The organism is Streptomyces sp. CB02056, from assembly GCF_001905545.1.
Lineage (GTDB): Bacteria > Actinomycetota > Actinomycetes > Streptomycetales > Streptomycetaceae > Kitasatospora.
Window position 1 is genome coordinate 1 of record NZ_LIPD01000031.1, and the last position, 17,300, is coordinate 17,300.

Here is a 17,300-nt window from a genome sequence, read left to right on the forward strand (position 1 = left end):
CGCGGCTAGCGGGACGGCAGTCGACGTGGTGGCGTGCGACGTCGCCGACCGCGCCTCCGTGGCAAGCCTGCTCGACTCGATCGACGCGACCGGTCCGGTGCTGTCGTCGGTGGTCCACTCGGCGGGTGTCGGTGACCGTAGGCCGGTCGAGGAGATCGAGCCTTCGGACCTGTCCTGGCTGCTGTCGGCGAAGGTCGGCGGTGCCATGGTGCTGGACGAGTTGACGGCGGGCCGGGATCTCGACGCGTTCGTGCTGTTCTCGTCGGGTGCGGGTGTGTGGGGCAGCGGTGGCCTGGGCGGCTACGCGGCGGCGAACGCGCACCTGGACGCGTTGGTGGAGGACCGCCGTTCCCGTGGCCTGGTGGCTTCTTCGGTCGCGTGGGGCCTGTGGGCCGGTGTCGGGATGGCCGCGAGCTCCGGCGGTGAGCGGTTGCGCGAGTTCGGCATGGAGGGCATCGACGGGCGTCGGGGCATGCTGGCGCTGGGCCAGGTCCTGGACGCGGGCGAGGGTGCGATGGTGGTGGCCGGCTTCGACTGGCCGCAGTTCGTGCCGACCTACACCCTGCACCGGCCGAGCCGCCTGCTGGCGGACCTGCCCGAGGTCCGCGCGGTCCTGGCCGCCGAGGCCGCCGTCGAGTCCACCACCGAGGAAGTCGGCGAGTGGGCGGGCCGGTTGGCCGGGATGCCGGTCGCGGAGCAGCGCCAGGTCCTGACCGACCTGGTGCGCGGTCACGCGGCGGCCGTCCTCGGCCACGAGTCGGCGGAGGACGTGCTGCCGCAGCGGGCCTTCAAGGAGCTGGGCTTCGACTCCGTCGGAGCGGTCGAGCTGCGGAACCGCCTGTCGAAGGTGCTCGGTGTCCGGCTCGTCTCCACGATGGTCTTCGACCACCCGAACGCCGCCGCCGTCGCGGACTACGTACGCGGCGAACTCGTCGGCGCGGACGAGCAGACGGTCCAGCGGGACGGCGCGGTCCAGGTCGTGGCCGCGGCGATCGGCGAGCCGATCGCGATCGTCGGCATGGGATGCCGGTACCCGGGCGGGGCGGTCGGCCCCGAGCAGTTCTGGAGCATGGTGGCCTCCGGCACCGACACCATCGGCGGCTTCCCGACCGACCGCGGGTGGGACGCCTACGAGGAGGAGTTCGGCAAGGGCCAGGAGTACCGGCGACAGGGCGGATTCGTCCATGACGCGGCCGAGTTCGACGCCGGGTTCTTCGGGATCAGCCCGCGCGAGGCCCTGTCGATGGACCCGCAGCAGCGGCTGCTGCTGGAGACCTCCTGGGAGGCCATCGAGCACGGCGGGATCGACCCGAAGTCGCTGCACGGCTCGGCGACCGGCGTCTTCGTCGGCGCCAACTTCTCGGGGTACAGCTCGGTCCTGCCCGTCGAGGACACCAGCCTGGACGGCTACCGGCTGATCGGGAACGTGACCGCTGTCCACTCCGGCCGGATCTCGTACTGCCTGGGCCTGACCGGTCCTGCTCTGACGGTGGACACGGCGTGCTCGTCCTCGCTGGTGGCGATGCACCAGGCGGTGCAGGCGCTGCGGGCCGGTGAGTGCTCGATGGCGCTGGCCGGCGGCGTGGCGGTGATGGTCTCCCCGGCCGCCTTCATGGAGTTCGCCCAGCAGGGCGGCATGGCCTCCAGCGGCCGGTCGAAGGCGTTCTCGGACGAGGCCGACGGCATCGGCTGGGGCGAGGGCGCGGGCATGGTGCTGCTGGAGCGCCTGTCCGATGCCCGCCGCAACGGGCACCAGGTGCTGGCCGTGATCCGTGGCAGCGCGGCCAACCAGGACGGCGCGTCCAACGGTCTGGCGGCACCGAACGGTCCCTCGCAGCGGCGGGTGATCCGTGCGGCGCTGGCGAACGCGCAGCTGTCGGCGGCGGACGTGGACGTGGTCGAGGCGCACGGCACCGGCACGACGCTCGGTGACCCGATCGAGGCGCAGGCGCTGCTGGCCACCTACGGGCAGGCCGAGGACCGCGCCGCCGACCGGCCGCTCTGGCTGGGGTCGGTGAAGTCCAACATCGGGCACTCGCAGTGCGCCGCCGGTGTGGCGGGTGTGATCAAGATGGTGATGGCGCTGCGGCACGAGGTGCTGCCGAAGACGCTGCACGCGGACGAGCCGTCCTCGCACGTGGACTGGGAGACGGGCAACGTCCGTCTGCTCCAGGAGGCGGTGGAGTGGCCGGCGGGTGGGCGCCCGCGCCGGGCGGGTGTGTCGGCGTTCGGTGTGAGCGGCACCAACGTCCACCTGATCGTCGAGGAAGCGCCGGTCGCGGCGGTCGAGGCCGAGCGCCCGGCGGAGCAGCCGGCGCCGCAGGTCCTCGGGACCGCGCCTGCCGTGTGGACGGTGTCGGGCCAGAGCGTCGCGGCACTGGCCGGTCAGGCCGGTCGGCTGCGTGAACACGTGCTGGCGCGGCCGGAGTTGCCGGTCGGCGATGTGGCGTGGTCGCTGGCGACGGCGCGTGCGGCGCTGGAGCACCGGGCGGTCGTGCTCGGTGGCGAGCGGAGTGAGCTCGCGGCGGGTCTCGTGGCGGTGGCCACGGGGCAGCCGGCGTCCGGTGTGGTGACCGGTTCGGTGGCTCCTGGCGGGGTGGGGCGGACGGTGTTCGTCTTCCCCGGTCAGGGCAGCCAGTGGGTCGGCATGGGGGGCGAGTTGGCGGAGGCCTCGCCGGTCTTCGCCGCGAAGTTGGCGGAGTGCGCCGAGGCTCTCGCGCCGTACGTGGACTGGCAGTTGGACGATGTGCTGGCTGGCCGTCACGGCTTCGAGGCTGCTGATGTGGTGCAGCCGGCGCTGTGGGCCGTGATGGTCTCGCTCGCGGCGGTGTGGGAGGCGGCAGGTGTCGCTCCCGATGCGGTGGTCGGCCACTCGCAGGGCGAGATTGCCGCCGCCGCGGTGGCCGGGATTCTCTCCCTCGACGATGCCGCGAAGATCGTTGCTCTGCGGAGCAAGACCCTGACGGCCCTTGCTGGTCGCGGCGGGATGCTGTCGATCGCCGAGCCGGTGGAGGGCGTCCGCGCCCGGATCGCGTCGTACGGCACCCGCCTTTCCGTCGCGGCCGTGAACGGCCCGTCGGCTACGGTCGTCTCCGGTGACGCCGATGCGCTGCGTGAACTCGCGGACTCCTGTGGGGAGTCCCCGCGTGCCCGGATGATCCCGGTGGACTACGCCTCGCACAGCGCCCACGTGGACGAGCTGCGCGAGGAGATCCTCGCTGTTCTCCAGGGCATCACGCCGACCGGCGCCCGCATCCCCATGGTGTCCGCGCTGACGGGCGCATGGCTGTCGGGCCCGGAGATGGACCCCGCCTACTGGTACGCCTCGCTCCGCGAGACCGTCGAGTTCGAGCGGGCGGTCCGGATCCTGGGCGCCTCCGGGCACGGGGTGTTCGTGGAGGTGTCCCCGCACGCGGTACTGACCGGTGCGGTGGGCGACGTGGTCGAGGACGTCGACGGTTCGGTGGTGGTCGGCACCCTGCGCCGCGAGGACGGCGGGGCCGAGCGCCTGCTGTCGTCCTTCGCCGAGGCCTACGTCCAGGGCGCTCCGGTGGACTGGGCGACGGTGCTCGGTGGTGGCGAGAGCGTCGGCCTGCCGACGTACGCCTTCCAGCGCCAGCGGTTCTGGCCGGAGCCGCGCACCCCGCAGCGGGCCAGGGCGTCGGTGGACGACTGGCGCTACCGGATCACCTGGCAGCCGGCGACAGGGAGCGGCCCGGCGGTCCTGTCCGGTACCTGGCTGCTGGTCGGGGACGCGGCGGACGCCGGTGTGATGGCCGAGGCGCTGGCGAGTTGTGGCGCCGAGGTCGTGCGGACGACGTTGGCGGGCCTCGACGAGGCCGTCGCCGGTGCGGATGTCCAGGGCGTGGTATCGCTGCTGGCGCTGGACGAGTCGCTGGACGCCGAGTTCGGGTGGGTCCCGCGCGGCAGCGCCGACACCCTCGACCTGGTGCAGGCGCTGGGCCGGGCCGGGGTCACCGCTCCGCTGTGGGTGCTGACCCGCGGCGCGGTGCAGGCCGCGGCCGGCGAGGTGACGACCAGCCCCACCCAGACACAGGTCTGGGGTCTGGGCCGGGCCGTCGGCCTGGAGCACGCGGACCGCTGGGGCGGTCTGGTCGATCTGCCGCCGGTGGTGGACGCCGATGCCGCGGCTCGTCTGGTCGGCGTGTTCGCCGATGGCAGTGAGGACCAGGTCGCGGTGCGGCCGTCGGGTGTGTTCCTGCGCCGTCTGGTGCGGGCGGAGGCCCGCCGTGTGGAGTCGGCGGGCTGGTCGCCGCGCGGTACCGTCCTGCTGACCGGCGGCACCGGCTCGATCGGCGTCTGCATCGGTCCGTGGCTTGCCGAGCACCGCGCGCCGAGGGTGGTTCTGACCTCCCGGTCCGGCCCGTCGGCGCACGGTGTGGCGGCGCTGGCCGCCGCCGTGGCGACCGGCGGTTCGGCCGTCGAGGTCGTCAGCTGCGACCTGACGGAGCGTGCGCAGGTTGCGGCGATGGTGGCGTGGATCGAGAACACCGGTCCCGGCCTGTCGACCGTCCTGCACTCGGCGAACACCCCGTACCTCTCGCGGGTCGAGCACACGGATCACGAAGGCCTGGCGGCGGCACTGGGCGCGAAGGCGGCCGGCGCCACCTACCTGGACGAGGCGACGGCGGACCTGGGCATCGACGAGTTCGTGATGTTCTCGTCGATCTCGGCGACCTGGGGCAGCAACGACCACGCCGCGTACGCCGCCGGGAACTCCTTCCTGGACGGGCTCGCCGAGGACCGGCGCGGCCGGGGCCTGCCGGGGACCTCGATCGCCTGGGGTGTCTGGAACACCCGTGACTGGGACGCCGTGGACGCGGTGATGGACCAGGCGCCGGGCCGGGTGACCCCGCACCGGCTGCTGCGGCAGGGCATGAACTTCCTGGACACCCAGCGGGCGTTGACCGCGCTGGGTGAGGTCCTCGCCGACGACGAGACGTTCATCGCGGTCGCGGACGTCGAGTGGGAGAAGTTCGCACCGGTCTTCACGGCCGCGCGTCCCCGTCCGCTGCTGGACACCATTCCGGAGGCGCAGGAGGACACCGCCCCCGGCCGTCCGGTCGACGACCAGCGCAGCGAGTTCGCCGCGCGCCTGGCGGGCCTGTCGGCCGCCGAGCGGCGCCGGACCGTCGTGGAGCTGGTGCGGACGCAGGCGGCCGCGGTGCTGGGCCACGAGTCGGCGGACGAGATCGTCGCCAGCCGGGCGTTCCGTGAGCTGGGCTTCGACTCGCTGACCGCCGTGGACCTGCGCAACCGCCTGAACGCGGCCGTGGGCGTCCGGCTGCCGTCCACGGTGATCTTCGACCACCCGAGCGCGTCCGCGCTGGCGGACGAGATCCTGGCCGCGCTGTTCGGGAGCGTCTCGGAGGAGACCGCTCCGGTGGTGGTGCAACCGGCCTCGACCGATCCGATCGCGATCGTCGGCATGGCCTGCCGCTACCCCGGCGGTGTCCGGACGCCCGAGGAGCTGTGGGACCTCCTGGCCGCGGGCGGCGACGCGATCAGCGGCTTCCCGGCCGACCGCGGCTGGGACGTCGAGGGCCTGTTCGACCCGGACCCGGACGCCGAGGGCTCGACCTATGTGATCGAGGGCGGATTCCTCGGCGGCGCCGGGGAGTTCGACGCCGGGTTCTTCGGCATCAGCCCGCGCGAGGCGATGGCCATGGACCCGCAGCAGCGGCTGCTGCTGGAGACCTCCTGGGAGGCCGTCGAGCGGGCCGGCATCGACCCGAAGTCGCTGCACGGCTCCGCGACCGGCGTGTTCATCGGTGCGGCCGCCTCCGGCTACATCGGGGTGCTGGGCGACGAAGCGGAGGCCCAGGCGCACCTGATCACCGGGAACGCGCTCAGCGTCCTGTCCGGCCGGGTGTCGTACACGCTGGGCCTGAACGGGCCCGCGGTGACCGTCGACACGGCGTGCTCCTCCTCGCTGGTGGCGATGCACCAGGCGGTGCAGGCGCTGCGGTCGGGCGAGTGCACGGTGGCGCTGGCGGGCGGCGTGACGGTGATGGCCGACCCCGGCGAGTTCGTGAGCTTCTCGCGGCTGCGCGCGCTGTCGGCCGACGGCCGCTGCAAGGCCTTCGGCGAGGGCGCGGACGGCATGGGCATGGGCGAGGGCGTCGGAATGCTGGTGCTGGAGCGGCTGTCGGACGCCCGCCGCAACGGGCACCGGGTGCTCGGTGTGGTGCGCGGCAGCGCGATCAACCAGGACGGTGCGTCGAACGGTCTCACGGCGCCGAACGGCCCGGCCCAACGGCGGGTCATCCGGGCGGCGTTGGCGAGTGCGCAGCTGTCGGCCGCGGACGTGGACGTGGTCGAGGCGCACGGGACGGGTACGGAGCTGGGCGACCCGATCGAGGCCGGTGCGCTGCTGGCGACGTACGGCCAGGAGCGGTTCGAGGACCGGCCGTTGTGGCTGGGGTCGGTGAAGTCCAACATCGGGCACGCTCAGCAGGCCGCGGGTGTGGCCGGTGTGATCAAGATGGTGCTGGCACTGCGGGCCGGTGTGCTGCCGAAGACGCTGCACGCGGACGAGCCGTCCTCGCACGTCGATTGGGAGACGGGCAACGTCCGGCTGCTCCAGGAGCAGGTGGCGTGGCCGGCGGGCGAGCGGCCGCGCCGGGCGGGTGTTTCGGCCTTCGGGATCAGCGGCACCAACGCGCACGTGATCATCGAAGAGGCGTCGGCCGAGGCGGAGACGCCCGTCGACAGTGACGGCGGGAGCGTGGTGCCGGTGCTGTCGGGCGGTGTCCCGGCGTGGGTGCTGTCCGGACGGGACGCCGAGGCGCTGGCCGGTCAGGCGGGTCGACTGCGTGAACACGTGCTGGCACGGCCGGAGTTGTCGGTCGGCGATGTGGCGTGGTCGCTCGCGACGACGCGTGCGGCGCTGGAGCACCGGGCCGTGGTGCTCGGTGGCGAGCGGGGCGAGTTCGCGGAGCGTCTGGCGGCGGTGGCCACGGGGCAGCCGGCGGCGGGTGTGGTGACCGGGTCGGTGGCTGCTGCCGGGGTGGGGCGGACGGTGTTCGTCTTCCCGGGGCAGGGGAGCCAGTGGGTCGGCATGGGGCGCGAGCTGGCGGAGTCTTCGCCGGTGTTCGCGGCGCGGCTGGCGGAATGTGCCGAGGCTCTCGCGCCTTACGTGGACTGGCAGTTGGACGATGTGCTGGCCGGGCTTCATGGTTTCGAGGCCGCTGATGTGGTGCAGCCGGCGCTGTGGGCCGTGATGGTGTCGCTCGCTGCGGTCTGGGAGGCGGCCGGTGTCGCTCCGGACGCCGTGGTCGGTCACTCGCAGGGTGAGATCGCGGCTGCTGCTGTCGCGGGGATTCTTTCGCTGGAGGATGCGGCGAAGGTTGTTGCTCTTCGCAGCCGGACTCTGAAGACGCTGGCGGGTCGTGGCGGGATGCTGTCGATCGCGGAGCCGGTGGCGGGTGTCCGTGCGCGGATCGCCGCGTACGGTTCCCGGTTGTCGGTGGCGGCGGTGAACGGCCCGTCGGCGACGGTCGTCTCCGGTGACGCCGACGCGCTGCGCGAACTCGCCGAGGCGTGCGGGGATTCGCCGCGCGCTCGGATGATTCCGGTGGACTACGCCTCGCACAGCGCGCACGTGGACGAGCTGCGCGAGGAGATCCTCTCCGTCCTTGAGGGGATCCGGCCTCGTGAGGCGCAGGTCCCGATGATCTCCGCGCTGACGGGCGAGTGGCTGTCGGGCTCTGAGCTGGACCCGGCGTACTGGTACGCGTCGCTGCGGGAGACCGTCGAGTTCGAGCGGGCGGTTCGTCTGCTGGGTGAGTCCGGGCACGGTGTGTTCCTGGAGGTGTCGCCGCACCCGGTGCTGACGCCGGCGATCGGTGACGCCCTGGAGGCGCTGTCCCCGGTCGTCGCGGGCACGCTGCGACGGGAGGAAGGCGGCGCCCAGCGTCTGCTGACCTCGTTCGCCGAGGTGTACGCGCAGGGTCTCCCGGTCGACTGGGCCGCCGTACTCGGCCGCGGTTCGACGGTGGACCTGCCCACCTACGCCTTCCGCCACCGCCACTACTGGCCGGAGGCGGACCGCAAGCGCGCGGACGTCACGGTGGCCACCGGTGCGGAGGCGGGCTTCTGGACCGCCGTGGAGAGTGGTGATGTCACCGCGCTCGCCGATCTGCTCGGGGTGGACCCGGCGGATGCCGCGCTGGGTGCGCTGACCGACTGGCGGCGCCGTGAGCGGGCCGGGTCGGCGGTCGCGGACTGGCGGTACCGGGTGTCGTGGGCGCCGGTGGGCGAGTCCGGCGGGGTGTTGACCGGGACGTGGCTGCTGGTCGGGGACGGCAACGATGCGGCTGCGGTCGCGGAGGCGCTGGACCTTCCGGGTGCGCGGGTCGTCCGCTCGACTCCGGACGGTGTCGCCGCTGCGGTGGCCGCGCACTCCGACCTGCGGGGTGTGGTCTCGCTGCTGGCGCTGGACGAGTCGCCGGAGGAGGCGTTCCCGCTGGTTCCCGGCGGTCTGGCCGCGACGGTCGCACTGGTTCAGGAGCTTGGCCGGCTCGGTGTGTCCGCCCCGCTGTGGGTGGTCACGCGGGGTGCGGTGCGTGCGGTCGCGGGTGATGCGGTGCGGCCGGTGCAGGCGCAGGTCTGGGGTCTGGGAGCCGTGGCGGCACTGGAGTTGGCGGGCCGCTGGGGCGGGCTGATCGACTTGCCGGCTGCCGTGGATGCCCGCGTCGGTGCGCGGCTGGCGTCCGTCCTGGTCGGCGATGAGGACCAGGTCGCGGTGCGTGCGGGCGGTGTGCTGGCGCGGCGGTTGGTGCGTGCCGGTCGTCCGGTCGTCCGCGAGGCGTGGTCGCCGCGCGGTTCGGTGCTGGTGACGGGCGGTACGAGCGGCGTGGGTGCGATCACCGCCCAGTGGGTGGCGGATCGTGGTGCCTCGCGGGTCGTCCTGACGTCCCGCTCGGGCCCGGGTGCCGCCGGTGTGGCGGAGCTGGCGGCCTCGATCGCGGCTCGTGGATCGGCAGTCGACGTGGTGGCGTGTGACATCGCCGACCGCGCTTCTGTGGCGGAGGTCCTGGACCGTATCGATGCGGCGGGCCCGGTGTTGTCGTCGGTGGTCCACTCGGCGGGTGTCGGTGACCGTAGGCCGGTCGAGGAGATCGAGCCTTCGGACCTGTCCTGGCTGCTGTCGGCGAAGGTCGGCGGTGCTGTGGTGCTGGACGAGTTGACGGCCGGCCGGGACCTGGACGCGTTCGTGCTGTTCTCGTCGGGTGCGGGTGTGTGGGGCAGCGGCGGCCTGGGTGGTTACGCGGCGGCGAACGCGCACCTGGACGCGTTGGTGGAGGACCGCCGCTCCCGTGGTCTGGTGGCCTCGTCGGTCGCGTGGGGCCTGTGGGCCGGCGTCGGCATGGCCGCGAGCTCCGGCGGTGAGCGGTTGCGCGAGTTCGGTATGGAGGGCATCGACGGACGCCGGGGCATGCTGGCCTTGGGCCAGGTCCTGGACGCCGGTGAGGGTGCGATGGTGGTGGCCGGCTTCGACTGGCCGCAGTTCGTGCCGACCTATACCCTGCACCGGGCCAGCCGTCTGCTGACGGACCTCCCCGAGGTTCGGGAGGCCCTGGCCGCCGAGGCCGGTACCACCACGACCGAGGAAGTCAGCGAGTGGGCGGGCCGGTTGGCCGGAATGCCGGTCGCTGAGCAGCGCCAGGTCCTGACCGACCTGGTCCGGGGCCACGCGGCCGCGGTCCTCGGCTACGACTCGGCGGACGACGTGCTGCCGCAGCGGGCCTTCAAGGAGCTGGGCTTCGACTCCGTCGGAGCGGTCGAGCTGCGGAACCGCCTCTCGAAGGCGCTCGGTATCCGGCTGGCTTCCACGATGGTCTTCGACCACCCGAACGCCACCGCCCTCGCGGAGCAGATCCTGCGCGAGTTCATGCCGGAGCAGGCCGCTCCGGAGGGTGACGCGGACGAGCCGGCCCTCAGGGAGGCCATCTCGGCGATCCCGCTGGCCCGCATCCGGCAGGCCGGCCTGCTGGACCTGCTGCTGCAACTCGCCGACCTGGCCCAGGACAACGGCGCGGACAGTCGAACGGACACGGAATCCATCGACGGCATGGACGCCGAAGACCTCATTCGCATAGCCCTCGATGGCAAAGACTCCTGACGCCCTCGTTGATTCGGAGCACATGATCATGGAAACGACCAACGACAGGCTCGTCGAAGCACTTCGCACCTCCCTCAAGGAAGCCGAGCGGCTCCGGCAGCAGAACAGCGCGCTCCTTGCGGCGTCGAGCGAGCCGATCGCGATCGTGGGTGCGGGCTGCCGGTTCCCGGGCGGTGTGACGGGTCCCGAGGAGTTCTGGGACCTGGTGGCCGGCGGTGTCGACGCGGTGGGCGCCTTCCCCGCCGATCGCGGCTGGGAGGCCTTCGAGGAGGCGTTCGGCCGAGGGCAGACGTACCGGCGACAGGGCGGATTCGTCTACGACGCGACCGAGTTCGACGCGGGGTTCTTCGGGATCAGCCCGCGCGAGGCGCTGGCCATGGACCCGCAGCAGCGGCTGCTGCTGGAGACCTCCTGGGAGGCCATCGAGCACGGCGGGATCGACCCGAAGTCGCTGCACGGGTCGATGACCGGTGTGTTCATCGGAGCGAACACGTCGGGGTACAGCTCGGTTCTGCCCGTCGAGGACGAGAGCCTGGACGGCTACCGGCTGATCGGCGCGGTGTCGGCGGTCGCCTCGGGCCGGATCTCGTACTGCCTGGGTCTGACCGGTCCGGCGGTGACGGTGGACACGGCGTGCTCGTCGTCGCTGGTGGCGATGCACCAGGCGATCCTGGCGCTGCGGGCCGGCGAGTGCTCGATGGCGCTGGCCGGCGGCGTGGCGGTGATGGTGTCGCCGGGTGCGTTCATGGAGTTCGGGCGTCAGGGCGGTATGGCGTCCAGTGGCCGGTCGAAGGCGTTCTCGGAGGAGGCCGACGGGATCGGCTGGGGCGAGGGCGCGGGCATGGTGCTGCTGGAGCGCCTGTCCGATGCCCGGCGCAACGGGCACCAGGTGCTGGCTGTGATCCGTGGCAGCGCGGCCAACCAGGACGGCGCGTCCAACGGTCTGGCGGCGCCGAACGGTCCCTCGCAGCGGCGGGTGATCCGTGCGGCGCTGGCCAACGCGCAGCTGTCGGCGGCGGACGTGGACGTGGTCGAGGCGCACGGGACGGGCACGACGCTGGGCGACCCGATCGAGGCGCAGGCGTTGCTGGCCACCTACGGGCAGGCTGAGGACCGTGCCGCCGACCGGCCGCTCTGGCTGGGGTCGGTGAAGTCCAACATCGGGCACTCGCAGTGCGCCGCCGGTGTGGCCGGGGTGATCAAGATGGTGATGGCGCTGCGGCACGAGGTGCTGCCGAGGACGCTGTTCGCCGAGGAGCCGTCCTCGCACGTGGACTGGACGTCCGGGAACGTGCGGCTGCTCCAGGAACCGGTGGAGTGGCCGGCGGGCGAGCGGCCGCGTCGCGCGGGTGTGTCGGCGTTCGGTGTGAGCGGGACGAACGTCCACCTGATCGTGGAGGAGGCTCCGGCGGCCGTCGAACCCGAGGCGCGGGAGGCCCGGGTGCTTCCGGTGCTCGCCGGTGGGGCGTCGGCCTGGCCGGTCTCCGGCCAGAGCGCTGCGGCGCTGGCCGGTCAGGCGGGTCGGCTGCGTGAACACGTCGAGGAGCGGCCGGAGTTGTCGGTCGGCGACGTCGCGTGGTCGCTCGCGACGACGCGTGCGGCGCTGGAGCACCGGGCGGTCGTGCTCGGCGCGGACCGGGATGAACTGGCGGCGGGGCTGACGGCCGTTGCCACCGGGCAGCCGGCGGCGGGCGTGGTCACGGGGTCGGTGGCTCCTGGCGGGGTGGGGCGGACGGTGTTCGTCTTCCCGGGGCAGGGGAGCCAGTGGGTCGGCATGGGTCGCGAGCTGGCCGAGTCGTCGCCGGTGTTCGCGGCCCGGCTGGCGGAGTGTGCCGCGGCTCTGGCGCCGTACGTGGACTGGCAGTTGGACGATGTTCTGGCGGGCCTTCACGGTTTCGAGGCTGCCGATGTGGTGCAGCCGGCGCTGTGGGCCGTGATGGTGTCGCTGGCTGCGGTGTGGGAGGCGGCGGGTGTCGCTCCGGACGCTGTGGTGGGTCACTCGCAGGGTGAGATTGCCGCTGCGGCCGTCGCGGGGATTCTGTCCCTCGATGACGCCGCCAAGGTGGTCGCTCTGCGGAGCAAGACCCTGAAGGCGCTGGCTGGTCGCGGTGGGATGCTGTCGATCGCCGAGCCGGTGGCGGGTGTCCGGGCGCGGATCGCTTCGTACGGTTCCCGGTTGTCGGTCGCGGCGGTGAATGGTCCGTCGGCGACGGTCGTCTCTGGTGACGCGGACGCGCTGCGCGAACTCGCCGAGGCGTGCGGGGATTCGCCGCGTGCCCGGATGATCCCGGTGGACTACGCGTCGCACAGCGCCCACGTGGACGAGCTGCGCGAGGAGATCCTCTCGGTTCTCCAGGGCATCGCGCCGACCGAGGCTCGTATCCCCATGGTCTCCGCGCTGACCGGCGAGTGGCTGTCCGGCCCCGAGCTGGACCCGGCCTACTGGTACGCGTCGCTCCGCGAGACCGTCGAGTTCGACCGCGCCGTGCGGATTCTCGGCGATGCGGGACACGGCGTGTTCCTGGAGGTCTCGCCGCACCCGGTGCTGACCCCGGCGATCGCCGACAGCCTGGAGGACCGCTCCCCGGTCGTCGCAGGCACCCTGCGGCGCGACGAGGGCGGCGCCCAGCGCCTGCTGACCTCGCTCGCCGAGGCGTACGTCCAGGGCGCCCCCGTCGACTGGGCGGCGGTGCTCGGCGGCGGCACGACCGTCGCGCTGCCGACCTACGCCTTCCAGCGGCGCCGCTACTGGCCCGAGGCCCCGGCGGTGGAGCGTACGAAGCTGTCGGTGGACGACTGGCGCTACCGCATCACCTGGCAGCCCTCCACCGCGAGCGGCTCGGCGAACCTGTCCGGCACCTGGCTGGTCGTCGGCGACGGCCCCGAGGCGGCGACGGTCGCCGAGGCGCTGGCCGGTCAGGGTGCCGAGGTCGTGACGGCCGCCGGCCCGGAGCGGCTTGGCGCGGTGCCGGCCGAGGGCGTGGCCGGTGTGGTGTCGCTGCTGGCCCTGGACGAGACGCCGCTCGCCGACCACCCGCTGGTTCAGCGCGGGCTGGCGGAGACCGTCGAGCTGGTGCAGGCGTTGGGCCGGGCCGGGGTCACGGCTCCGCTGTGGGTGCTGACCCGGGGCGCGGTGCAGGTCGCCGCCGACGAGGTGACGACGAGCCCGGTGCAGACGCAGGTCTGGGGTCTCGGCCGCACGGTCGGCCTGGAGCACGCGGACCGCTGGGGCGGTCTGGTCGACCTGCCGCCGGTGGTGGACGCCGATGCGGCCGCTCGTCTGGTCGGCGTGTTCGCCGACGGCAGTGAGGACCAGGTCGCGGTGCGGCCGTCGGGTGTCTTCCTGCGCCGGCTGGTACGCGCTGAGGCCCGGCGCGTGGAGTCGGAGGAATGGTCGCCGCGCGGCACCGTCCTGCTGACCGGCGGCTCGGGTGCGATCGGCGTCGTCCTCGGTCCGTGGCTTGCGGAACACGGTGCGCCGAGGGTTGTGCTGACCTCCCGCTCCGGCCCGTCGGCGCCCGGGGTGGCGGCGCTCGCGGCCACGCTGGCGCAGGCTGGTTCGGCCGTCGAGGTCGTGTCGTGCGACCTGTCGGTGCGCGAGCAGGTGACCGGCATGGTGACGTGGATCGAGGCCTCCGGCCCCGGCCTGTCCACCGTCCTGCACTCGGCGAACACCCCGTTCCTCGCACGGCTGGAGGACACCGACCGCGACGGGCTCGCCCTGGCGGTCGGCGCGAAGGCGGCCGGCGCCACCTACCTGGACGAGGCGACGGCCGACCTGGGCATCGACGAGTTCGTGATGTTCTCGTCGATCTCGGCGACCTGGGGCAGCAACGACCACGCCGCCTACGCCGCCGGCAACTCCTTCCTGGACGGCCTCGCCGAGGACCGTCGCGCCCGTGGCCTGCCCGGGACCTCGATCGCGTGGGGTGTCTGGAACACCCGCGACTGGGACGCCGTGGACGCGGCGATGGACCAGGCGCCGGGGCGCGTCACCCCGCACCGCCTGCTGCGGCAGGGCATGAACTTCCTCGACACCCAGCGGGCGTTGACCGCGCTCGCCGAGGTCCTCGCGGACGACGAGACCTTCATCGCGGTCGCGGACGTCGAGTGGGAGAAGTTCGCGCCGGTCTTCACGGCCGCCCGCCCGCGCCCGCTGCTGGACACCATCCCCGAGGCCCAGGAGGACACCGCCCCTCGTACGGTCGACGAGCAGCGCGGCGAGTTCGCCGCGCGCCTGGCGGGCCTGTCGGTGGCCGAGCGGCGCCGGACCGTCGTGGAACTGGTCCGGGCCCAGGCCGCCGCGGTGCTGGGGCACGACTCCGTGGACGAGATCGTGGCCAGCCGGGCGTTCCGGGAGCTGGGCTTCGACTCGCTGACCGCCGTCGAGCTCCGCAACCGTCTGAACGCGGCCGTGGGCGTCCGGCTGCCGTCCACGGTGATCTTCGACCACCCGAGCGCCTCGGCGCTGGCGGACGAGATCCTGGCCGCACTGTTCGGTACGGACGCGGACGAGGACCAGACCGTGACGGCGGCGGCGGTGTCGACCGATCCGATCGCGATCGTCGGTATGGCCTGCCGCTACCCCGGTGGCGTCCGGACTCCGGAGGAGCTGTGGGACCTCCTGGCGGCGGGCGGGGACGCGATCGGCGCCTTCCCGGCCGACCGCGGCTGGGACGTCGACGCGCTCTTCGACCCGGACCCGGACGCCGAGGGCTCGACCTACGTGGTCGAGGGCGGATTCCTCAGCGGGGCCGCGGAGTTCGACGCCGGGTTCTTCGGGATCAGCCCGCGTGAGGCGATGGCGATGGACCCGCAGCAGCGGCTGCTGCTGGAGACCTCCTGGGAGGCCGTCGAGCGGGCCGGCATCGACCCGAAGTCGCTGCACGGCTCCGCGACCGGAGTCTTCGTCGGCGCGGCTTCCTCCGGCTACATCGGCGCCGCGAGCGGCGAGGCGGGAGCCCAGGCCCACCTGATCACCGGCAACGCGCTGAGCGTGCTCTCCGGCCGGATCTCGTACTCCCTGGGCCTGGTGGGCCCGGCGGTGACGGTCGACACGGCGTGCTCCTCGTCCCTGGTCGCGCTGCACCAGGCGGTGCAGGCGCTGCGGTCGGGCGAGTGCGACGTCGCCCTCGCCGGCGGTGTGACGGTGATGGCCGACCCCGGCGAGTTCGTCGGCTTCTCGCGCCTGCGGGCGCTCGCCTCCGACGGCCGCTGCAAGGCCTTCGGCGAGGGCGCCGACGGCATGGGCATCGGTGAAGGCGCCGGCATGCTCGTGCTGGAGCGGCTCTCCGAGGCGCAGCGCAAGGGCCGTCGGGTCCTGGGCCTGGTGCGCGGCTGCGCGATCAACCAGGACGGCGCGTCGAACGGTCTCACGGCGCCGAACGGTCCTGCTCAACGGCGGGTCATCCGGGCGGCGTTGGCCAACGCCCGGATCTCGGCGGCGGACGTGGACGTGGTCGAGGCGCACGGGACGGGTACGGAGCTGGGTGACCCGATCGAGGCGGGTGCGCTGCTGGCGACCTATGGTCAGGAGCGGTTCGAGGACCGGCCGTTGTGGCTGGGGTCGGTGAAGTCCAATATCGGGCACGCTCAGCAGGCCGCGGGTGTGGCCGGTGTGATCAAGATGGTGCTGGCGTTGCGGGCCGGGGTGCTGCCGAAGACGCTGCACGCGGACGAGCCGTCCTCGCACGTCGATTGGGAGACGGGCAACGTCCGTCTGCTCCAGGAGCAGGTGGCGTGGCCGGCGGGCGAGCGGCCGCGCCGGGCCGGTGTCTCGGCGTTCGGCATCAGCGGCACCAACGCGCACGTGATCATCGAAGAGGCCCCGGCCGCGATCGACCCGAGCGACCCGGCTCCCGCCCCGGCGGTGGAGAGCGGGGTCCAGACGTGGGTGGTGTCCGGTCGTAGCGCGACCGCGCTGGCCGGTCAGGCCGGTCGGCTGCGTGAACACGTGCTGGCGCGGCCGGAGTTGCCGGTCGGCGACGTCGCGTGGTCGCTGGCGACGACGCGTGCGGCGCTGGAACACCGGGCCGTCGTGCTCGGCGGCGAGCGGAGTGAGCTCGCGGCGGGTCTCGCGGCGGTGGCCACCGAGCAGCCGGCGGCGGGTGTGGTGACCGGGTCGGTGGCTGCCACGGGGGTGGACCGGACGGTGTTCGTCTTCCCCGGCCAGGGGAGCCAGTGGGTCGGCATGGGTCGCGAGCTGGCCGAGTCGTCCCCTGTCTTCGCCGCGAGGTTGGCGGAGTGTGCCGAGGCTCTCGCGCCTTACGTGGATTGGCAGTTGGACGATGTGCTGGCTGGTCGGCACGGTTTCGAGGCCGCTGACGTCGTGCAGCCGGCGCTGTGGGCTGTGATGGTCTCGCTCGCGGCCGTGTGGCAGGCGGCGGGCGTCGCTCCAGACGCTGTGCTGGGTCACTCGCAGGGTGAGATCGCCGCTGCCGCCGTCGCGGGGATTCTCTCCCTGGAGGACGCCGCCAAGGTGGTGGCTCTGCGGAGCAAGACCCTGAAGGTGCTGGCCGGTCGTGGCGGGATGCTGTCGATCGCGGAGCCGGTGGACGGTGTCCGCGCGCGGATCGCGTCGTACGGCTCTCGCCTGTCGGTCGCGGCGGTGAACGGTCCGTCGGCGACGGTGGTTTCCGGTGACGCCGATGCGCTGCGTGAACTGGCGGACGCCTGTGGGGATTCGCCGCGCGCCCGGATGATCCCGGTGGACTACGCGTCCCACAGCGCCCACGTGGACGAGCTGCGCGAGGAGATCCTCTCGGTTCTCCAGGGCATCGCTCCGAGTGAGGCCCGGATCCCCATGGTTTCCGCGCTGACGGGCGAGTGGCTGTCGGGCTCCGAGCTGGACCCGGCGTACTGGTACGCGTCGCTCCGCGAGACCGTGGAGTTCGACCGCGCCGTGCGGATTCTCGGCGACGCGGGCCACGGCGTGTTCCTGGAGGTCTCGCCGCATCCGGTGCTGACCCCGGCGATCGGCGACGCCCTGGAGGATCGCTCCCCGGTCGTCGTGGGCACCCTGCGGCGCGACGAGGGCGGCGCGCAGCGGTTGCTGACCTCGCTCGCCGAGGCCTATGTGCGGGGGCTCCCCGTCGACTGGGCCGGGCTCCTGGGCGGTGGTTCGACGGTGGATCTGCCGACGTACGCGTTCCAG

General features: G+C 73.2%; 1 protein-coding gene and 1 pseudogene. Both read left to right on the top strand.

Translation table 11 applies throughout. The features are described from left to right. On the top strand, nt 1–10,147 hold a 10,147-nt coding region (locus AMK13_RS40700), incomplete at its 5' end, for a type I polyketide synthase (protein ID WP_198959530.1). Between the two features lie 49 nt (nt 10,148–10,196). After that, nucleotides 10,197–17,300: pseudogene (locus AMK13_RS40705) on the top strand (type I polyketide synthase); the annotation flags it as partial.